Below are 21,254 nucleotides of genomic sequence, written 5' to 3'. Positions count from 1 at the left end.
ATTTAATTTTCTTGCGGAGTCTTATTTCAATAAAATAGGCACAGAATATTGCATTCTAACTTTTTTTCCGTTCGATTCTCCAGGCTGCCATTTAGGGCATAAACTTAAAACTCTGATAATTTCTTTTTGTAGTGGTTCTTCAACGGCTGGCGAACATTCAAGAAAAGATACTGAACCGTTTTTTTCTACTGCAAATGCGAGAGTGAAATTAAGTTTCCAATAGTTTACGTCTTCTGGTTTTTTATATTCTTTCATGAAGAAGTTATGAAATTGTTCAATACCGCCAGGGAACTCAGCATTTGTATTTGAGATGGGTTTTAGAGTTGATGAAGAATCATCTTTTTTTACTGTATTCTGTTCAGAGATTTTATTCTTAGTAGATTCTTCAGACACTGTTGGTATAGTTTTCTTTAATTCAACTTGTTCAACTTTTAGCGCAGACGATTGTGTTTGTTCTAATGTCTTTCTGTTTATAGTCGTATCTAAAGAATGTGATTTTGCTGCTGTCGTATCTGTGATAACTTCAAAATTGTCAATTTTTGATTTTTTATCTTCTTTGTTTTGGCAGCCGAAAAAAAGTACAGTTATAACCGCAAACAGTATTGGCAGAATCAATTTGTAGTTTGTTTGAACAGTTATTCTATGTTTTCTTTCCATATTCTATTATCACGATTTAAAAGTAATAAAAAATAAGTTCTAAAATCCTATTTTTGCAAGTATGATAAATCCTTTCACCGACGAGTATTTTATGAAAAAAGCTTTGCAGGAAGCCGAAATCGCTTACGAAAAAGGCGAGATTCCTGTTGGAGCTATAATTGTTGTGGCTGATAAAGTAATTGCAAGAAGTCATAATTTGACCGAATTGCTGAATGATGTAACGGCACACGCTGAGATGCAGTCCATCACCGCGGCAGCTAATTTTCTTGGCGGAAAATATTTAAAAGACTGTACGCTTTATGTTACACTAGAGCCTTGTCAAATGTGCGCGGGAGCTTTGTACTGGAGTCAGATTTCAAAGATTGTTTTTGGTGCACGCGATGAACAACGCGGATTTTTGAATATGGGAACAAAATTGCATCCTAAAACTACTGTTGTTTCTGGTGTAATGGCAAATGAAGCTGCAGATTTAATGAAACGTTTTTTCTTGGAAAGACGTAAATAATCGTTGAGTATCTCTACAGTAGTCTGTATCCTTCAACAAAAGTTAAATATTTTTATTTCGGAATTTTCTTCTTAAAATAAGAGGAAAATAATTTACTTTTATCGTAATTTAATTTGTATTTTGGTGTTAAGGCTTTTAGCGCTAAATCGTATTAAATTCTCAATTTGTTAACCATTAACTCTAGATAAAAGTGAAGGCAAAAGGATTATTTCTCGTATTTTTTGTGTTTTTTATTTTTCAATCCTGCGGGCGCAAATCAGCGGCCGATTTTAATTCCGATTTTTCGTTATTCAAAGACTACATTACTAGTTTTACTGGCGGTATCGTTTCTGCAGATTCTGATATTCGAGTGGTTTTGGCTTTTGATAAAAACGATTGGAAACCTAATCAAGAATTAGACGACGATTTGTTTGATATTTCGCCAAGTGTTCACGGAAAAGTTATTGCACTTTCAACAAATACTTTAGCTTTTATTCCGGAAAAAAAACTTAAAATGGGAACAGAATATCAAGTTACTTTAAACTTAGATAAGCTGACAGCCATTCCTAAAGAGAAAGAAAAAGAACTTTCTAAATTCAACTTTACAGTTAAAACCGTTAAACAGGATTTTACTATCAATACTGGCGATGTGCAGTCGTACAGCAAAGAATATCAATATTTAAACTGTACGTTAAAGACTGCAGATAATATTGATTTGGAAACCGCCATTAAGCTGGTTAAAGCTAAACATAATGGAAGCGATCTTAAGATTAAGTTCGATAAAAATGTGTCTTCAGGAAAAGAATTTCATTTTATAATAGATAGTATTCAACGCCAGTCAGAAGCTTCGAATTTAGAGATTATATATGACGGAAATGATTTTGACATCGATCAGAAGGGCCAAATCGATTTTCCGATTACAAGCATCAACGAATTTAAAGTTATAAAAGTTGAAATTCCAGATGGAAACAATCAGCAGGTTTTAATTAATTTCTCCGAGCCTTTAGAAAAAGGTCAGGATTTTGCTGGATTGGTTTCGATTCAGAATACCAATAATTTGAAATTTTCTACACAAGGAAATTTACTTAAAGTATATTTTACTAATCAAAATACCTCTAAAAAACAAGAACCTGTAGTAGTAGCTGTGCAAGAGCCAGTTGCGGTAGCAGTAGATTCGGTTGCGGTTATGGTTGATTCAGCCGCCGCAGTAGCAGTAGATCCCGTTGAATATGTGCCAGACGAAGAACCAGAACAAGTTGTAACGGGCGAATTATTGCTAGAAGTCTTTCAGGGGATAGAAAGCCAGTATGGTAAAAAACTCGAAAACAATTATAGGGAAAAAATTTCTTTTGACCAGATAAAACCAAATGTTCGTTTTATTAAAAATGGAACAATTCTTCCAAGTTCTAATAACTTAAAACTGAATTTTGAAGCTGTAAATCTAAGTGCAGTTGATGTAAAGGTTTATAAAATCTATAAAAACAATATTCTGCAGTTTCTTCAATATAATGAATTAAATGGTGGGCAGAATCTCAAAAAAGTAGCGCAGCCAATTGCCAAAACTACTTTGAATTTAAGGGAAAGCATGCTCGTAAATCTGGCAAAATGGAATACGTACGCTTTAGATTTATCTAAAATTATCAAACCAGAACCAGGAGCGATTTACAGAGTTGAATTTGTTTATAAAAAGAAATACTCGCTTTACAAATGTAAAACTTCGGAAGGAAATGACGACGAAACCGAGGAAGAAGAAGTAGATGAAAATGACGTGAACTATAGTGGCAACTCTTACGACGATTATTATTACGATGATTACGATTGGAGAGAAAGCCAAGATCCCTGTACAGGATCTTATTATTACAATGCCAGAATTGCGACTAACATTTTAGCATCAGATTTAGGAGTTATTGCCAAAAGAGGCGAAAACAAATCGTACTTATTTGCTGTAAATAATATTGTTACAACAGAACCGGTTTCGAATGCAAGAGTAGATTTGTATAATTTCCAACAGCAAAAAATAGCGACCGAAGCAACAAGCAGTGAAGGTATTGCATCTTTCCAATTGGATAAATTTGCCTATTTCGCAATTGTAACTTTAGGAGACCAGTCGACTTACGTAAAACTGGACGATGGGCTTTCATTGTCTGTAAGTAATTTTGATGTTGCTGGAGAGACTTTACAAAAAGGACTGAAAGGATTTATTTATGGAGAAAGAGGTGTTTGGCGCCCTGGAGACAATTTATATTTATCATTTATTTTGAATGATGCGGCGAATAAACTTCCAAAATCACATCCAATTAAATTCCGATTAAACGATCCGAATGGTAAAACAGTTTATCAAACGGTTCAAAAAACAAATGATCTAAACCATTACGCTTTTATAGTTCCAACTAATCAAGATGCACCAACAGGAAACTGGGAAGCAATGGTAAGCGTTGGAGGCGCAAAATTCTATAAGAGCATCAAGATTGAAACCATCAAACCAAATCGTTTAAAAATAAAAAATACCTTTAGCAGAAAAACACTTTCGGCTTCTTATCCAAATACGGATAATCTTGAAGTAACGTGGCTTCACGGTGCAATTGCTAAGAATTTGAATGTAGAGATGCAGGCTAAATTCTCTCAACAAAGCACAACATTTAAAGGTTATGAAAAATATACTTTTGATGATTTAGCTCGTCAATTCAGCACAGAAGAAATCAATGTCTTCTCTGGAAAATTAAATGAAAGTGGAAAAGCATCAGTAAACATTCAGCCAAGATTACAAGGTCAGGCGCCAGGAATGCTTCGCGCTTCATTCATTACAAAAGTATATGAAGAAGGAGGGGATTTTAGTACAGATGTAATGTCAACGACTTATTCTCCGTACAAAACGTATGTTGGACTTAAAACGCCTGAACTGAACAAGTACAGCATGCTTGAAACCAGAACAAACAATCGTTTTGAAGTGGTTACTGTTGATGAAAACGGAAGACCAAAATCAGTTCGCAATCTCGAAGTAAGAGTTTATAAAGTAGATTGGAGATGGTGGTGGGATTCTTCAAGCGATAATTTATCAAATTACAACTCGTCGAATGCAACGACTTCATACAAGACTTTTGTCATCAACACAGATTCTAACGGAAAAGGAAGTTTTCAATTTGCTTTGACTGACGAAGAATGGGGACGTTATTTAATTCGTGTGGAAGATGGAGAAAGTGGCCATGCAACTTCTTTGACCATAAATATCGACTGGCCAATCTGGTCTGGAAAAACAAGAAATAGAGATGCATCTACAGCTAATATGTTAGTTTTTTCTACCGATAAGAAAAATTATGCAGTGGGAGAAAAAGCACAGATTTCTTTCCCTTCAAGTGAAGGCGGGCGTGCTTTAATTTCGATCGAAAACGGTTCAAGAGTTGTACAGACTATTTGGGCTGAAACGAAAAACGGAGAAACAAAAGTTGAAGTTCCAATTACAGGAGCAATGGCGCCAAATGTATATTTTAATATCACGTTATTACAGCCTCATGCTTCAACTAAAAACGATTCGCCAATTCGTATGTACGGAATTGTGCCAATTGAAGTGGTTGATAAAAACACCATTTTGGCACCGACTCTTAATATGCCAGACGTATTAAGACCAGAACAGCCTTTTACGGTTAAAGTAGGTGAGAAATCAGGTAAAGAAATGACCTATACCATTGCTGTTGTAGATGAAGGGCTCTTAGATTTAACTCGTTTTAAAACACCAAATGCGTGGGATAGTTTCTATGTTCGTGAAGCTTTAGGAGTAAAGACTTGGGATGTTTACGATGATGTAATTGGAGCTTACGGCGGAAAAATAAACCAGATTTTCAGTATTGGAGGAGATCAAGATTTAGGAGGCGGAAAAGCTAAAAAAGCCAATCGTTTTAAACCTGTGGTATTGTATTACGGACCATTTAAATTAGGAAAAGGAGAAACAAAATCGCATGAATTAAAACTGCCAAAATATATTGGTTCAGTTCGAACAATGGTTGTGGCTGGAGACGCAAATACAAGCGCTTACGGAAGTGTTGAAAAAGCAACTCAGGTTAAAAGTCCGTTGATGGTACTGGCTTCACTGCCTAGAAAAATTTCGCCATCAGAAAAAGTAACATTACCAGTAACGGTTTTCGCTACTGAAAACAAAATTAAAAATGTTTCGATTCAGGTTAAAACCAGCAACGGATTGAAAGTAATGGGAAGCGCGGTTCAAAAACTAAGTTTTGCACAGCCAGATGAGAAAATGGCTTATTTTAATTTGGTTGTAGGTTCTGCGACTGGAATTGCAAAAGTTCAGGTAATTGCGACATCTGGAAGCGAAAAATCAACTTATGATGTCGAAATCGATATGACGAATCCAAATCCCGTTACCAGTACATTTACAGATGTTGTTTTAACGCCAAATAGTACAAAAGCAATTTCATGGAAAACATTTGGAATTGCAGGAAGTAATAAAGCAAGATTAGAGGTTTCGTCTATGCCGTCAATGAATTTGAATGGAAGATTACAATTCTTGATTCAGTATCCGCATGGATGTGTGGAGCAAACGACTTCATCTGTTTTCCCGCAATTGTATTTAGGAGATGTGGCAGATATTGATGCAAAACGCAAAGATCTGATTCAAAAAAACATTACAGCTGGAATTGCAAGATTGGGTAATTTCCAGTTATCAAATGGAGGAATGTCTTACTGGCAAGGAAATGCAATTGCAGATGATTGGGGAACTTCGTATGCAGGACATTTCTTGATCGAAGCAGAGAAAAAAGGATATGTACTGCCAATTAATTTCAAATCAAAATGGTTAGGTTATCAGCAAAAAGAAGCAAAACAATGGCGTTTTGAACCTAAATACGGAAATGATCTGGCTCAGGCGTATCGTTTGTACACTTTAGCTTTAGCAGGAAATGCCGATTTATCAGCAATGAACAGATTGCGCGAAACAAAAGGTATTTCAAACGAAAGTATGCTTCGTCTAGCAGCTGCTTATGTTTTAGCTGGACAAAAATCAGCTGGACAAAGTTTATTTTTAAGAACAAGTATTGACGGAACTTCAGATGAATACAGTTATTACTATTATGGTTCAAGCGAAAGAAACAGAGCAATGGCTCTTGAAACGATGCTTCTCTTAGACCAGAAACAAAAAGCATTTGTAACTGCGACAAAATTAGCCAAAGAAATGTCAGCCAATCAATGGATGAGTACGCAAACAACGGCTTACTGTTTATACGCAATGTCGAAATTTGCAGTGAGCAATGGTCCAAAAGGAATAAATATTCAGTTTAGTAAAAACGGAAAAGGCGAGACCATAAACACAGGTAAATCAGTTGCAGATCGCAGTTTATCTGTTGCTTCAGGTTCAAACAGTATTACGTTGAAAAACAATAAAGCCAATACGGTTTATGTTCGTGTGTTAAACACAGGAATTTTGCCAATCGGACAGGAAAATGCGGTTCAAAGTGATGTTACTGCTTCTATAGTTTTCAAAAACAGAAAGGGAAGCGTAATTAATGTTTCAAGAATCAATCAGGGAACTGAATTTGTTGCTGAGGTTACAATTAAAAACCAAAGAGGAGAAGCTGTTCAGAACGTTGCATTATCTCAAATTCTGCCTTCAGGATTCGAAATTGTAAATACTCGTTTCACAGATTATGGAGATGCCGTAAACAACATCGCTGATTATATTGATATTCGAGATGATAGAACAAATTTCTATTTCGGAATGAAAGCCAGAGAAACCAAAGTTTTCAGAATCCTATTAAACGCATCGTATCTAGGAAATTATTACCTGCCAGGATTACAATGTGAAGCAATGTACGATAATACATTCCTAGCTAGAACAAAAGGATTCTGGGTTGAGGTTGTGAAGTAGAATTTATTTAGTAATACGTATCCTAACAGGTTTCCAAAACCTGTTAGGTATCATATTAAGTTTTTAGGAAAAGAAAAAACATACCTAACGGGTTTTGGAAACCTGTTAGGATATTAAAAGAATAAGATTGTGGAGAAAGATGTTTTTGAGGCTGGCCATTATTATCATGTTTATAATCGGGGGAATAATAGTGAGAATATTTTTATTGAGGAGAAAAATTACAGTTACTTTTTAGAAAAAGTTAAAAAATATATCTTGCCAATTGCTGATGTTTATGCGTATTGTTTGCTCAAAAATCATTTTCATATTGTTCTGAGAATTAGAGACAGAATTGATTTGCCTGAAAAATTTAAAGAAAAGATTCATTTACCTTTTTCAAATTTATTTAACTCTTATTCTAAAAGTATAAATAAAGCATACAATAGAACTGGAAGTTTATTTCAAGAACATTTACAGAGAAATAGAATTGAAAATGAAGAATATTTGAAACAGCTAATCTTATATGTTCATTTGAATCCTATTAAACATATGTTTTCTGAAGATTTTCAATCGTATAAACATTCATCTTATCGTTCCTATTTATCTGATAAGTCAAGTAGTCTTGATAAAGGGTTTGTTATAAAATTATTCAACGATCTAGAGAATTTTATATTTTGTCATGATGAAAGAAAATTAATTTATGAGGGCGTGATAAATGATGTTAATTTACAGGATAAATAACAAATTATATTCGGTTACTCTAAGGGGGTTCCAAAATCTGTTAGATAATTATAAATGTAAAGTTTAGATTTTTTCTTTTAGGAATGGAAAAGGAATACCTAACAGGTTTTAGAAACCTGTTAGGATACGAAACAACAACGTGATTTGAAAAATAAATTAAAAGCGTTTTTTCAACGCATTCTAAATTGGATAAAAAGAAACAAAATAAAATCAGCAATTGCATTTCTGCTCTTGCTGATTTACTATTTTTCAATACCCCGAACTTTATTCAAAGAACCCTATTCAACAGTTATAGAAGGCAAAGAAGGAGAATTGCTGGGAGCTAAAATTGCCCGTGACGGACAGTGGCGTTTTCCTGCGCAAGACAGTGTGCCTGATAAATTCAAAAAATGTATTGTGTATTTTGAGGATGAATATTTCTACAAACATCCGGGATTTAATCCGGGAGCGATGGTTAATGCTTTTAAACAAAACAAAAAAGCAGGAAAAGTTGTTAGAGGAGGAAGTACGTTGACACAGCAAGTAATCAGACTTTCCCGAAAAGGAAAGAACAGAACTTATTTCGAAAAAATAATAGAAATTATTCTTGCGACAAGATTAGAACTAGGTTATTCTAAAAATGAAATTCTCGAAATGTATGCTGCACATGCGCCATTTGGAGGAAATGTTGTGGGATTAGAAATGGCTTCTTGGCGTTATTTTGGCGTACAATCCAATCAATTATCTTGGGCTGAAAATGCAGTTTTAGCCGTTTTGCCGAATGCGCCTAGCTTGATTTATCCAGGAAAAAATCAAATAAAACTTCTTAATAAAAGAAACCGACTTTTACTAAAACTTCATCAAGAAGGGATAATCGATAAGCAGACTTATGAACTTTCAGTTGAAGAACCCCTGCCTCAAAAGCCGTATGATCTTCCCCAAATTGCTCCTCATTTGTTACAAAGAGTGGCAAAAAATGAAGAAGGAACAAGAGTAAAAACAACAATTGATTATACTCTGCAAAATCGTGTAAATCAAATCGCGAGATATTATTATAATCAATACAAACAAAATGAAGTCCATAATCTTGCGATTTTGGTGATTGATGTTCAGAACAGAAATGTAATGAGTTATGTTGGGAATTCTCCAGCTGATTCAGATCATCAGAAAGATGTTGATATTATTGATGCGCCAAGAAGTACGGGAAGTATTCTAAAGCCACTTTTGTACGGCGCAATGTTGGACGACGGAGAATTACTTCCTAATACTTTAGTGGCCGATGTTCCAACCCAGATTTCAGGTTACACGCCTCAAAATTTTAATTTGACCTTTGATGGAGCTGTTCCGGCGCATCGCGCTTTATCACGTTCATTGAATATTCCGGCGGTTTTAATGCTTCAGGAATTTACGGTAAATAAATTCTATGAAGAATTGCAAAAGTTCAAATTGAAAAATATCAATAAAACTCCCGATCATTATGGTTTGTCACTTATTTTGGGAGGTGCCGAAAGTAATCTTTGGGATTTATGTAGAACATATGCAAATCTTTCATCAACGATCAATTATTATACTAAAAATAAGAGCAAGTATCGAACTAATGAATTTACCGAACTTAACTATAAAAACGATTTTAAGCCCGATTTTGGATCAGAAACCGATCAGAAGAATATTTTGGGCGCTGGATCAATTTGGTTAACGTATAATGCAATGGAAGAGGTGAATAGGCCAGAAGGAGATGAAGCTTGGAAATTTTATGACAGTTCTCTTAAAATTGCATGGAAAACAGGAACGAGCTTTGGGAATCGTGACGCTTGGGCTATTGGAACCAATTCAAAATATGTGGTCGGAATTTGGGTAGGAAATGCGACGGGAGAAGGAAGACCAACCTTAACAGGAGTAACCAGCGCAGCGCCAATTTTATTTGACGTTTTTAATTTACTTCCAAGGCAAAGATGGTTTGATACTCCGTATAATGATTTAGCCGAAGTTGAGGTTTGCCGTTTAAGTGGTTATTTGGCAAAAGACAATTGTCCGAAAATTAAGCAATGGGTTACTAAAAAAGGAAAAACGACTAAAGTTTGTCCATATCACAGAACAATTCATTTAGATAAGGCAGAACAATTTCAGGTCAACAGCAGTTGTGAAAGCGTAGAAAATATTGTGACTAAAAATTGGTTTGTTTTGCCTCCTGTTATGGCATGGTATTACAAAAGTCAGCATATCGAATATTTGCCGTTACCGCCATTCAAAGAAGGATGCGAAGGAATACAAACCACTACAATGGATTTTATTTATCCAAAAGCAAATAGTAAAATCTATTTAACAAAGGACTTTAATAGTAACGTGCAGCCTGTAATTTTAAAAGTAGCTTATTCTGAGAGAGATAAAGAATTGTTTTGGTATATTGATGATGTTTATAAAGCCACAACAAAAACATTTCATGAGCTGCCAATTACACCAGCAACAGGGATGCATTATATTACGGTTGTAGATGCTTCCGGCAATGAGATTAGACGAAGAATTGAGATAGTTAGGGAATAAATAGCTTTGTGTATACTTTTTGACTTTTCGTAATTCGAAAAGTCAAAGAAGCAGTAAAGCCTTCGTAAGCTGGAATACTTTCTTTATTATACGGAAATGAATATCCCAATCCTAAATCTATCAGATTTAATAACGTTAAACCGCCTAAAACGTAAGCACTTTTATTTGAGCTGCCAGCTTTTATAAATAATAGATATTCTGTATTGTACGATAAATGTATGTCAGGAAGACCATAATATTTATCGTTGTAGCTATTAGTGATTCCATATCCTAGGCCTAAAAAAAGTTTGTTCTTGTATTCTTCACAATCCAAACAAAATTCAAGACCACCAGTAAAAAGGCTCTTATCGGCTATAGAATAATTTATATAGAGAATAGGCCAATCTGGAGTTTTAAATTTCGAATTATTATTGTTGGTTTTGTAATTATATTCCCTTGTGTACATTTTTCCATCGATAGCATTGTGCCATTCCGCTTTACCAATTAGAAAATCACCATTATAGTCTTTTGAGTATCCCTTAAATTGTATTTTATTACTGCTTAAATAGTAATCTTTAATTACAAAAAGAGAGTCAATATTTTTTATTTCATAGCCTATTGCATCTTTGGTCTTTATTTTTGAAGGTTTAATTCGGTAATAGATAGCCATTTCTTTACTGCTTGTTTTCCAATTTTTATCAAAAAAGATAGTATCGTTTTGTGCAGTCACTTTCAAAGAAAGCAAAAAAAGGATTGTTATGAGAGGGAAAATGGCATATCTTTTTTTCTCAAAACTATAAGTCATAACAATTTTCATTTAGTATTTTTTAAAAATTATATAAACTTACTTTAAAGATAAATATTTTGTAAACGCATAAGCTTTTTTTATGCTAGTATACGACATAAAAGATGTTGTAAAAAAGGCACAAAAAAACCGCCAATCTTTCGAAAGGCGGTTTGATGTTTTTTTATTCTGTAATAACATTTCCTTTTTTATCGTAGAAATGGTATTCTAAATACGTGTAAGCGTCACGAGGTATGATTTTCACCCATTTCTTATGTTCAAAAAACCATTTTGAACGTAATGATGGAAAACCTTTGCTGAGGTATGCAGCCACAAACGGATGTGTATTTAACACAACTTTATTGTGGGTTTTTAAAAGTCTTTCTAAATCAGCGGTGATCTTATCAATGATTAAAATTGGAGCTTCAATTTCACCATTATGTTTGTTAGGATCTTCTTCTCTGGTTTTGATATTAACTTCTGGTCTTACTCGCTGTCTTGTAATCTGGACCAAACCAAATTTACTCGGCGGTAATATTTTATGTTTTGCTTTATCGTCGCTCATTTCTTCTCGCAAGAAGTCGAACAAAACTTTCCTATTTTCAGGATTAGACATATCGATAAAATCAACTACGATTATACCACCCATATCACGAAGACGAAGTTGTCTTGCGATTTCTGCAGCGGCAATCATATTAACTTCCATGGCTGTGTCTTCTTGGTTGGTTGCTTTATTAGAACGGTTTCCGCTATTTACGTCTATAACGTGAAGAGCTTCGGTGTGTTCTATAATAAGATAAGCACCTTTACTCATGGAAACAGTTCGCCCAAAAGAAGTTTTGATTTGTCTCTCTATATTGTATTTCTCGAAAATTGGAGTGTCATTTGATTGATAAAACTTAACAATCGATTGTTTTGAAGGTGCAATTTCTTGCAGATACTCCTTCGTTTGATGGTACAACTCTTCATCATCTATTTGAATACCGCTGAAGGTATCATTGAATACATCTCTTAATATCGAAGAAGCTCTGTTAAGCTCTCCTAATACTTTTGATGGATGATGAGCAGTTGGTAATTTTTTACACATTGCAGACCATCTGCCTAGCAGGTTCTGCAAATCTTTTTCTAATTCGGCTACGTTTTTGCCTTCGGCTACTGTACGAACAATAACACCAAATCCTTTAGGTTTGATCGATAGAACAAGTTTTTTTAGACGATCCTTTTCTTTTTTGTCTTCTATTTTTTGAGAAATAGAAACACGATCAGAAAAAGGAACTAGAACGATAAATCTTCCGGCAAGAGAAAGCTCAGCACTTATTCTTGGACCTTTGGTCGATATCGGCTCTTTAACTACTTGAACTAAGACAGATTGATTGGCACTTAAAATATCAGTAATGATGCCATCTTTGTCAATCTCTTTTTCAAACTGAAAGGTTTTTAGGGAGAAATCTTTTAATTTACCTGCGCTTACAAGTTTTATGAATTTCAGCTGAGAAGCTAGATTTGGACCCAAATCGTGATAATGTAAAAAGGCATCTTTTTCGAAGCCTACATTTACAAAAGCAGCATTAAGTCCAGCAACTGGTTTTCTGATTTTGGCAATAAAAATATCACCAACCTGAAAGTTGCTTTTTTCTTCTTCTTTGTGTAATTCAATTAGTTTTCCATCTTTTAATAAGGCAAAATCTACTGCATCAGAACTAGATCTAATGATTAATTCTTTATTCACACTGTAAATTTTTATCCGTGAATTGGTTGTCGGTTGCTTGTTGATAGTTGTTGGTAAAGAAACCAAAAACAAAAAACAAAAATCATCAACTTCTACAAGGATGGATTAAACAATATTTTTAACAGGTATTAACCCGGTGGAGTTAGTTATCAGTTTTCAGTGGCAGTATGCAGTTTTAGGCTGCAAACTGTAATCTGTGACTGAGATTGTCAAACTCCAATTTCAATGAACGTTTAAAAAGAAAAAAGTAGTTTAAAACTACTTTTTCTTTTTGTGGCGGTTAGCTCTCGCTCTTTTTTTACGTTTGTGAGTAGCTACCTTATGTCTCTTTCTTTTTTTACCACTTGGCATATTGTGTCGATTTATGTTAATTAATATTATTTTGCTTCGTTGTTTGTTTTAACCCCTTCTACAAAAACTTTTGCAGGTTTAAACGCAGGAATGTTGTGTGCTGGAATTTTAATAGTAGTGTTTTTAGAAATGTTTCTTCCAGTTTTTTCAGCTCTAGTTTTAACGATAAAACTACCGAAACCTCTAAGGTATACATTGTCTCCAGTTTCTAAAGAAGTCTTAACTTCTTCCATAAAAGTTTCTACTGTTGCTTGAACGTCTCCTTTTTCAAGACCTAGTTTCTCTGAAATCTTCGCTACGATATCTGCTTTCGTCATTTTCTTTCCTATTTTATTTTATAAATGGTGTACTATTTTTTTGAGTTTGCAAATATAGGAATTAAAAAAATAATTAATCAAGCTAATTCGTTAAATTTTAATTACATAAACATTTACTTTTGCAATCTAAGTATTTTGCAATGGATTTTTATAACATATTGATAAAATGGTATTTACAGAACAAGCGTGATTTACCGTGGCGAAAAACGGTCGATCCGTACCAAATTTGGCTCTCAGAAATTATGCTTCAGCAGACACGAGTTGCGCAAGGAATGCCCTATTTTTTTTCATTTACCAAAGAATTTCCTACAGTAAAAGATTTAGCAGATGCTTCAGAAGAGAAAGTTTTGAAGCTTTGGCAAGGTTTGGGGTATTATTCTCGTGCGCGAAATCTTCATAAAACAGCTCAATATATAAGTAATGATTTAAATGGTGTTTTTCCTGATTCTTATAAAGAACTTTTAAAACTAAAAGGAGTTGGAGAATACACTGCAGCAGCAATTGCTTCTTTTTCTTATAACGAATCGGTTCCTGTAGTAGATGGAAATGTGTTTCGGGTATTGTCGCGTTATTTTGATATTGAGTCTGATATTGCACTTCTGGCAACCAAAAAAGAGTTTGCAGCCTTGGCTGAGGAATTAATGCCTAAAGATAATCCTGCAATTTTTAATCAGTCGATAATGGAGTTTGGTGCGTTGCAATGCGTGCCCAAAAGTCCTGATTGTTCTATTTGCGTTTTTAACGAAAGCTGCGCCGCATTGCAAAAAGGAAAAGTAAATATGCTTCCCGTGAAATCTAAAAAACTTAAAGTAAGCAATCGTTACTTTAATTATTTGATTTTAGAAGATGTTTTAGGGAATACGCTAATTCAAAAAAGAACGGCAAAAGGAATCTGGCATAATTTATATGAGTTTCCTTTGTTAGAAACAGAAACTATTGCCGATTTTGATTTGGTTTCTAAAAAAGCTAAGAACGAAATTTTTTCAGATTATACCATTATAAGTATAGAGGATTACAGCGAATCGACCTTGATACATAAACTTTCGCATCAGCACCTGCACATACAATTCTGGAAAATTAAAGTAAAAGAGGAAATTAAAAACGGAGTGGATTCTCAAAAATTAAAAACTTTTCCTTTTCCTATTGCGATATATAATTTTATAGAAAAGCAATAATTTCATTTAAAAAAGTATCCGTTTCTTGTCTCATATGCGTATAGAAGCATTTTTAAAAATATAAAAAAGAAAAAACCACCAATAGCCATTTCGCAAGCCGAGGACGCTGCTTTATGTTGTGCATTTTTTTTTAAATAAATTAAAATGCCTAATAAGGGAATTAAAAATGATAGTATTTTTAAAATAGGATGTAGATCTTTTTCGGATTGATGGCTGTTAAATTCGTAATTCATAAATAAAATTTTAATAAAAATACAGTTCTGTAAAAGTAAGAAAAATACTAAAATATAATTAATTGAATTTGATAAGTTTTAGAAGATTTGTACATAAATGAACGGAATAATTTATCAAAAGTAAATTATTAGTCAATTAGGCTAGGAAATATAGAGTATATAATAAAATAAAAATCTGGATATATAAATTAAGAAAAGCAAGAAATAAATTGCTAAAAAAATGTATCTTTGGGAGAAATACCACCAAAAACTATGAACGGAACATTAAATAAAGTGATGCTTATTGGCCATTTGGGCGATGATGTAAAGATGCATTATTTTGATGGAGGAAACTGCATCGGACGTTTTCAACTGGCTACCAATGAGGTGTATATCAATAAAACGACCAACGAAAAGATTACTTCTACAGAATGGCATAATTTGGTTGTGCGTAATAAAGCTGCAGAAATTTGCGAAAAATATCTTTCTAAAGGAGATAAAATTTATGTCGAGGGAAGAATAAAATCTCGTCAGTGGCAGACAGAAGATGGAACGACAAAATATACTACAGAAATTCAAGTTACAGAGTTTACTTTTCTGACTACCAAAAAAGAAACTGCATATACAAAACAAAACCAAGATGTAGAGTCAGCAAAAAATACTAACTTTGATGCTGCTAATGAAGGGCTTCCGATTAATGATCTGCCTTTCTAATAGATGTCTAACTAATTTTATGCAATTTGGACCCAGAGCCCAGTTTACTTTTTTCTACCAATCTTGACGCCAATCTAATTATTGGTTTCGTCGGAATATTTATTTTGTTATTTCTTTCAGCAATTGTTTCAGGAGCTGAAGTTGCTCTTTTTTCTTTATCACAGCAAGACATAGATGAGACTTTAAACGATAATCTTGCAAAAGGAAAAATTATTTCAAATTTATTAGAGAAGCCTAAAAAGCTTCTCGCTACATTATTGGTTGCCAATAACTTCTTTAATATTGGTGTAGTAATCTTATTTGCTTACTTGGGACAGAATATTTTTGCCAATGTAAGTTCGCCAGCTTTTAAATTTACGCTCGAAGTGATTTTGGTTACTTTTCTTATTTTACTATTTGGCGAAGTGCTTCCTAAAGTTTATGCAAGCAGAAATAGCGTTCGTTTTGCTAAACGTGTTGCTTATCCATTGGCATTTTTAGACAAAGTGCTTACTCCGATCAGTTTGCCAATGCGTGCTGTTACGATATATTTTCAAAATAAATTAGGAAAGCAAAAAAGCAATTTTTCTGTCAATCAACTTTCTCAGGCATTGGAACTTACAGATTCGGAAGGAACTTCAACAGAAGAACAAAAGATTTTGGAAGGAATTGTTTCTTTTGGAAATACCGATACAAAACAGGTAATGAGTCCAAGAATTGATATTTTTGCATTGGAAATATCAGAAACATTTCAAGAAATTTATCCTAAAATAATAGAAACAGGTTTTTCGAGAATTCCGGTTTATCGAGATAATATTGATCAGATTGAAGGTGTACTTTTTGTAAAAGACTTATTGCCTCATATTGATAAAGAAGAATTTGACTGGACTTCTTTAATTAGAGAAGCGTTTTTTGTTCCTGAGAATAAAAAACTAGATAATCTATTAAAGGATTTTCAAAGCTTGAAAAGTCACTTAGCAATTGTAGTTGATGAATATGGCGGAACTTCGGGATTGGTTTCTTTAGAAGATGTTATTGAGGAAATTGTTGGTGATATTAGTGATGAATTTGATGATGAAAATCTTAACTTCTCGCAAATAGATGAAAATAATTTTCTTTTTGAAGGAAAAATAAACCTGAAAGATTTCTACAGAATTGTAGATGTTGACGAAGATGTTTTTGAAGCCCACAAAGGTGAAGCCGAAACATTAGCTGGATTTATTCTGGAGATTTTAGGTAATTTCCCGAAGAAAGATCAAAAAATACCTTTCGAAAACTGTATTTTCACCGTGGAAACAGTTGATAAAAAGCGTGTAAAACAAATAAAAGTAACCATAAATTAAAATGCTTAATAAAATACTTTCAATATCGGCAATTTTGCTTGCGCTAACGGTTATAAGCTGTAAAAATGATGTTTTGCCAAAACCAGCGAGTTATCTGCGATTAGATTATCCAGAAGCAAAATATGTGAATTTTGAAAACACTTGTCCGTTTACTTTTCAAATGAATGAGGATGCTATTATAAAAGGAGAAAAAGAATGCGGTTTTGCAATTACTTATCCAAAGATGAAAGCGACCATTTATTTGACGTACAAGCCAGTAAATGGCAATATTGATAAATTACTACGCGATGCTCAAAAACTAACGTACGAGCATGTTATTAAAGCTGATGATATTCTGGAACAGCCGTACTTAAATCCACAGAAAAAAGTATATGGAATGTTTTACCAAGTAGACGGAAATGCAGCTACAAACTCTCAGTTCTACGTTACCGACAGTACAAAACATTTTTTAATTGGTTCGATGTATTTTTATGCAAAACCAAACTTTGATTCGATTATGCCTGCGGCGAGTTATGTTAAAAACGATATGCAGCGTTTGATGGAAACATTAAAATGGAAATAAAAAACAAGCTGTCTCAAAAGGATGTTTTTTATGAGCTTCAGAGAAGCGAAATATTTATAGTAAAGGGTAAAATGTTTACAGCATAAAGCTCCGGAGGAGTGACATATTTTAATACAACCTAAATATGTCACTCCTGCGGAGCTTTTTTTATTTGCATTATCGTGATTCTATAAATATTTTACCCCGCTGGGGTTTTATCAATAAAGAATGTTTCACCCAACAAAAAAGTTGCCCTTTTGAGACAGCCTGTTTTTATTATTTATGATGTTAATAGGTTTGTTTAAGACTTAAAGTTCGAAACCTTATATGTTTTTCCGTCTCCAGTTTCTTGAACCACTTTTGTCAAAGATGCTGAGTTTTGAATTGTTTTGTCAAAACTTACCGTTGCTGTTTTCTTGTCAAAATCGACAGTTGCTTTTTCAACTCCGTCAAGGTTGGCTAATTCTTCTTCAATGGTTTTAGCGCATCCAACAGCGCAAGTCATTCCGTCAATGGTAAAACTTGCAGTTTGAAGATTTTCAGCTGCGATTGGTTTGTGTTCTTTTGGAGCACTTTTTTCTTTATTTACCACTTCAAGACTTTTGTCTTCTGCTTTTTTACAGCCAACAAGTACTAAACCAGCGATTGCTGCAGCGAATAAGATTTTTGAAATTTTCATTATATATAAATTTAAAAATTGCGAATAAGATTCTTGCAAAATTAATAAAAAGAGAATGCTTAGTTCGTAAAATAATTACAAATTTGCAGTAAAATGCGATTTATGGAAACAAAACAGTTAAAGTGGATTTACTTAACTATTCTTTCTCTTATTTGGGGAAGTTCTTTTATTCTGATAAAAAAAGGATTGATAGGCTTAAGCGCTGTTCAGGTAGGATCGTTCCGAATTATTTTTGCTGCTTTGTTTTTGCTGATTGTAGGTTTTAATAGTTTAAAGAAGATTTCGCGCCGTCAATGGAAATTTGTTGCTATAACTTCGCTTTTTGGAACTTTTATGCCAGCGTATCTTTTTGCTATTGCCGAAACCCAAGTAAATAGTTCTGTTGTAGCGATTTTAAATTCGTTAACACCTTTAAATACTTTAGTTTTAGGAATTATAGCGTTTGGAATTCAGTTTCAAAAACGACAAGTTTTGGGCGTTTTTGTCGGACTTGTAGGCTGTCTGCTTTTGGTTTTAAGCGGCGATTCTGCAAGCGGAACTCAAAATTATCTTTATGTTTTATTGGTGGTTATTGCAACGCTTAGTTATGCGATCAACGTAAATTTGATTAAAAAGTATTTGCATGATTTAAATTCTGTAAGTATCACAACAGGAAATTTTGCGGTTTTGCTTTTGCCGGCATTAATCATTTTAAGTACAACCGATATTAGCCAAAAAATACATTTTGCAGAAACGCAGTATTCTATACTTTTTGTGGCTATTTTAGGTGTTCTTGGAACTGGAATTGCCAATATTCTTTTCTTTAAACTGATTCAAATGTCATCGCCTGTTTTTGCAACATCAGTAACATATTTAATTCCGATCGTAGCATTTTTCTGGGGATTGTTAGATAACGAATTCCTGACACCAATTCAATCTGTAGGTGCTTTTATTATTTTGATTGGGGTTTATTTGTCGGCTAAGAAGTGATTTTTTTGAGTTATGAGTTATAAGTTATGAATGGCTTTCGACTCCGCTCAACTTGACAAAGCCTAGTAAATAAAAAAGCTTTGTCAAAGTTTCAAACTTTGACAAAGCCTTAAAATATTAAACACTTAAGAACTTAGTGGCTTAGTATCTCAGAACCTTAGCATCTTAAAGAAAATCTTTCTCAGAAACTCCTTCGTTAATTTTAATATCAGACATTTTGATGTCTAATTCAAAACCAACATTCTGAACTAAGTTAAAAGGAACTTTAACACCTTTTACTTCTTTGTAATCATTGAAATTAGTGATTTGTTCAACTGATTTTCCGCCTTGCTCGCGAACTTTAGATTCGGCAGTTTTTAGGCCTGATTTAACGTCGTAATAATATTTTGTTTTACCATCTTTAATTACGTAAGCATCGCTTCCATTGATTGGTTCGATTCCTTCTACTTTAAGATCAGTTCTTTTTACAAGTTGCAGTTCTTCAAATGGAGCTGCATTAGCTTTCATTTCGGCTAAATCTTCACCTTCAAGGTTTTTTCTCTGGCCTTGCTGTTCAACATATGCGCCTTTTTCATTAACTACCTGTTTCATTAAATTCATTGTTCCCATAGAAAGTGAAACCATCATTTTTCCTTTAGAGTCTAATTTAGAAGTAAAAGTTAATGGAGTAGGAGCCTGCGGAATTGTTGTTGAACCGTTCATGTATAATGTTTTTACGGCTGAAACTGCTTTTTCTCCGCCAATGGCATTGATGTAGTTTTCGAAAACTGTTTTTGCACTAATATCTTTTGGTGCTTCTTTTTTTGTTGAAGGTTTTTCAACTGGATTTCCATATTTGTCGAAATATGAAATCGGAATCTGCAGTTTTTCTAATCCAGGAAGTACATCAGAACCTTTTCCGACAATTACAATACGCATATTATCCAATAAAAAGTATTTGTTAGCAACGCGATAAATATCGTCAGCAGTAACATTATTGATGGTTTGAATGTATTTTTCGTAGAAATCTGCAGGAAGTTTTTCTGTTTCAATGTTTAGCGCATAACGTGCAACAGCTTGAGGTTTTTCAACCTGCATTACAAATCTTCCAATATAACCTGCTTTTACGTTTCTTAAAACTTCTGGGTCAACTCTTTCGGTTCTAATTCGTTTAATTTCTTTTACAAACTGAACAACTGCGCTATCTGTTACTGTATTTCTAACAGCCGAAGAAGCTTTAAATTTAGTTACATATTTGCCGCTTCCAATACTTGAGTTAGCTCCGTATGTCCAAGCGTGCTGCTCACGAAGATTCATGTTTAAATAACTGTTGAAATCACCTCCAAGAATTTGATTAGCAATAACCGCTGGAAAAAAATCAGGATCGCTCATTTTTAAATTTAAAGTATTTACCAATGAGATTTCAGATTGAACCGCGTTTGGAACATCTACAAAATCAATCTGCAAATTTGAAGGATTTGTAGGGTTTGGATAAGTGTTTTTTGGAGCACTTTGTTTTTTCCATCCGCTGAAAAGTTTTTCAACAGCCGTTTTTACGTCTTTAAATTTGACGTCGCCAATAACTACCAAATAGGCATTTTCTGGAACAAAATAAGTGTTGTAATTGTTTTGAACGTCTGCTAGTGTAACATTTTTTACGGTTTCTTCAGAAAGATATTCTCCGTTAGGATGGTTTTTTCCAAATGCTAAAACATCAACCACTCTGTTTGAAATGGCAGGAACGCTTTTTTCATCGGCTTTTAAACCTTCTAAAAGTTTTGCTTTTTCTTTATCGAATTCTGTTTGAGTGAAATTTGGCTGTAAAGCACCTTCTGCCAAAAGTTCTAAAACACGTCCAGAATATTTTGATAATGTACTAGCATAAGCACCTTGAGAAGTAAAATTGATATTAGCTCCGTAAAAATCAATTTCTTCGTTAAAAGCTTCTTTAGTTGTTTTTTTTGTTCCATTTCCAATCAGACTGCTGGTCAATTCGTCAACCCCTTTTTTATTGCCTTCAGTAAATGGAGCATTGTCTAAAGTAAGCGTGTAGCTCACTCTAGGTAATTTGTGGTTTTCAACAACTAAAACTTTCATTCCGTTTGATAAAACAAAGGTCTGCGGTTTTTTGATGTTGACTACTGGGGCATTTCCTGGTTTGGGTTGTGGACGATCTTGTGCTTGCATAATTCCAGTTAGGAAAATAAGGATTAAAAAAGTATATATTTTTTTCATGATTCGATATTC

16 protein-coding genes are annotated in these 21,254 nt (G+C 33.8%); 9 read left to right on the top strand and 7 right to left on the bottom strand.

The annotated features are described in order from the left end of the window. Nucleotides 1–21 precede the first annotated feature (21 nt). Complete coding sequence (locus AAYQ05_RS15620) at nt 22–657, bottom strand: hypothetical protein (protein ID WP_343544348.1); 636 nt, start codon at nt 655–657, stop codon at nt 22–24. Between the two features lie 61 nt (nt 658–718). Here AAYQ05_RS15620 and AAYQ05_RS15615 point away from each other — a divergent pair, with 61 nt between their 5' ends. The 4 genes from AAYQ05_RS15615 to pbpC all read left to right on the top strand — a co-directional run bounded on the left by AAYQ05_RS15615 (nt 719) and on the right by pbpC (nt 10,256). After that, on the top strand, nt 719–1,162 hold the full coding sequence (locus tag AAYQ05_RS15615) for a nucleoside deaminase (protein WP_198854603.1): 444 nt from the start codon (nt 719–721) through the stop codon (nt 1,160–1,162). Nucleotides 1,163–1,352: 190 nt separating this feature from the next. Continuing rightward, nucleotides 1,353–7,016, top strand: a complete 5,664-nt coding sequence (locus tag AAYQ05_RS15610; RefSeq protein ID WP_343544347.1) for an alpha-2-macroglobulin family protein — start codon at nt 1,353–1,355, stop codon at nt 7,014–7,016. Nucleotides 7,017–7,145: 129 nt separating this feature from the next. Continuing rightward, on the top strand, nt 7,146–7,736 hold the full coding sequence (locus AAYQ05_RS15605; RefSeq protein ID WP_343544346.1) for a transposase: 591 nt from the start codon (nt 7,146–7,148) through the stop codon (nt 7,734–7,736). A 144-nt stretch (nt 7,737–7,880) separates the two neighbouring features. Beyond that, the gene (gene pbpC / locus AAYQ05_RS15600; RefSeq protein ID WP_343544345.1) at nt 7,881–10,256 is read left to right on the top strand and encodes a penicillin-binding protein 1C; all 2,376 of its coding nucleotides are present in this window, start codon (nt 7,881–7,883) and stop codon (nt 10,254–10,256) included. Here pbpC and AAYQ05_RS15595 read toward each other — a convergent pair. The 3 genes from AAYQ05_RS15595 to AAYQ05_RS15585 all read right to left on the bottom strand — a co-directional run bounded on the left by AAYQ05_RS15595 (nt 10,246) and on the right by AAYQ05_RS15585 (nt 13,416). Beyond that, complete coding sequence (locus tag AAYQ05_RS15595) at nt 10,246–11,052, bottom strand: hypothetical protein (protein ID WP_343544344.1); 807 nt, start codon at nt 11,050–11,052, stop codon at nt 10,246–10,248. The genes pbpC and AAYQ05_RS15595 overlap by 11 nt on opposite strands. A gap of 151 nt (nt 11,053–11,203) precedes the next feature. Further along, complete coding sequence (locus AAYQ05_RS15590; protein WP_066032867.1) at nt 11,204–12,748, bottom strand: Rne/Rng family ribonuclease; 1,545 nt, start codon at nt 12,746–12,748, stop codon at nt 11,204–11,206. 377 nt (nt 12,749–13,125) lie between these two features. Then, nucleotides 13,126–13,416, bottom strand: coding sequence for an HU family DNA-binding protein (locus AAYQ05_RS15585; RefSeq protein ID WP_007805026.1), 291 nt, complete (start codon nt 13,414–13,416; stop codon nt 13,126–13,128). A gap of 140 nt (nt 13,417–13,556) precedes the next feature. Between AAYQ05_RS15585 and mutY the strand changes: the two genes are divergently transcribed. Then, nucleotides 13,557–14,591: an A/G-specific adenine glycosylase gene (mutY, locus tag AAYQ05_RS15580; protein WP_343544343.1), complete on the top strand. Its 1,035-nt coding sequence runs from the start codon at nt 13,557–13,559 to the stop codon at nt 14,589–14,591. Nucleotides 14,592–14,593: 2 nt separating this feature from the next. Here the strand turns inward: mutY and AAYQ05_RS15575 are convergent, their stop codons facing one another. Then, nucleotides 14,594–14,824, bottom strand: a complete 231-nt coding sequence (locus AAYQ05_RS15575; protein WP_343544342.1) for a hypothetical protein — start codon at nt 14,822–14,824, stop codon at nt 14,594–14,596. A 252-nt stretch (nt 14,825–15,076) separates the two neighbouring features. On the opposite strand from AAYQ05_RS15575, the gene AAYQ05_RS15570 reads away from it, so the two are divergent. From AAYQ05_RS15570 to gldD, 3 genes are read left to right on the top strand one after another with little or no spacing between them, the layout of a single operon-like run. Next, on the top strand, nt 15,077–15,517 hold the full coding sequence (locus AAYQ05_RS15570) for a single-stranded DNA-binding protein (RefSeq protein WP_008466647.1): 441 nt from the start codon (nt 15,077–15,079) through the stop codon (nt 15,515–15,517). Between the two features lie 26 nt (nt 15,518–15,543). Next, nucleotides 15,544–16,839, top strand: coding sequence for a gliding motility-associated protein GldE (locus tag AAYQ05_RS15565; protein WP_343544341.1), 1,296 nt, complete (start codon nt 15,544–15,546; stop codon nt 16,837–16,839). Nucleotide 16,840: 1 nt separating this feature from the next. After that, the gene (gldD, locus tag AAYQ05_RS15560) at nt 16,841–17,401 is read left to right on the top strand and encodes a gliding motility lipoprotein GldD (protein WP_343544340.1); all 561 of its coding nucleotides are present in this window, start codon (nt 16,841–16,843) and stop codon (nt 17,399–17,401) included. Nucleotides 17,402–17,681: 280 nt separating this feature from the next. On the opposite strand, the gene AAYQ05_RS15555 is transcribed toward gldD, so the two are convergent. After that, nucleotides 17,682–18,059 (bottom strand): heavy-metal-associated domain-containing protein, encoded by a 378-nt coding sequence (locus AAYQ05_RS15555; protein ID WP_343544339.1) that lies wholly within the window; start codon nt 18,057–18,059, stop codon nt 17,682–17,684. Between the two features lie 102 nt (nt 18,060–18,161). Between AAYQ05_RS15555 and AAYQ05_RS15550 the strand changes: the two genes are divergently transcribed. Further along, nucleotides 18,162–19,028, top strand: a complete 867-nt coding sequence (locus AAYQ05_RS15550) for a DMT family transporter (RefSeq protein ID WP_343544338.1) — start codon at nt 18,162–18,164, stop codon at nt 19,026–19,028. A gap of 165 nt (nt 19,029–19,193) precedes the next feature. On the opposite strand, the gene AAYQ05_RS15545 is transcribed toward AAYQ05_RS15550, so the two are convergent. Further along, nucleotides 19,194–21,242: a M16 family metallopeptidase gene (locus AAYQ05_RS15545; RefSeq protein ID WP_343544337.1), complete on the bottom strand. Its 2,049-nt coding sequence runs from the start codon at nt 21,240–21,242 to the stop codon at nt 19,194–19,196. Nucleotides 21,243–21,254 lie beyond the last annotated feature (12 nt).

Origin of the sequence: Flavobacterium movens, assembly GCF_039581425.1 — a bacterium.
Classification (GTDB): domain Bacteria; phylum Bacteroidota; class Bacteroidia; order Flavobacteriales; family Flavobacteriaceae; genus Flavobacterium; species Flavobacterium luteolum.
The sequence above is the reverse complement of the archived record's forward strand: the minus strand, read 5'-3'. Positions and strand labels throughout refer to the sequence as shown.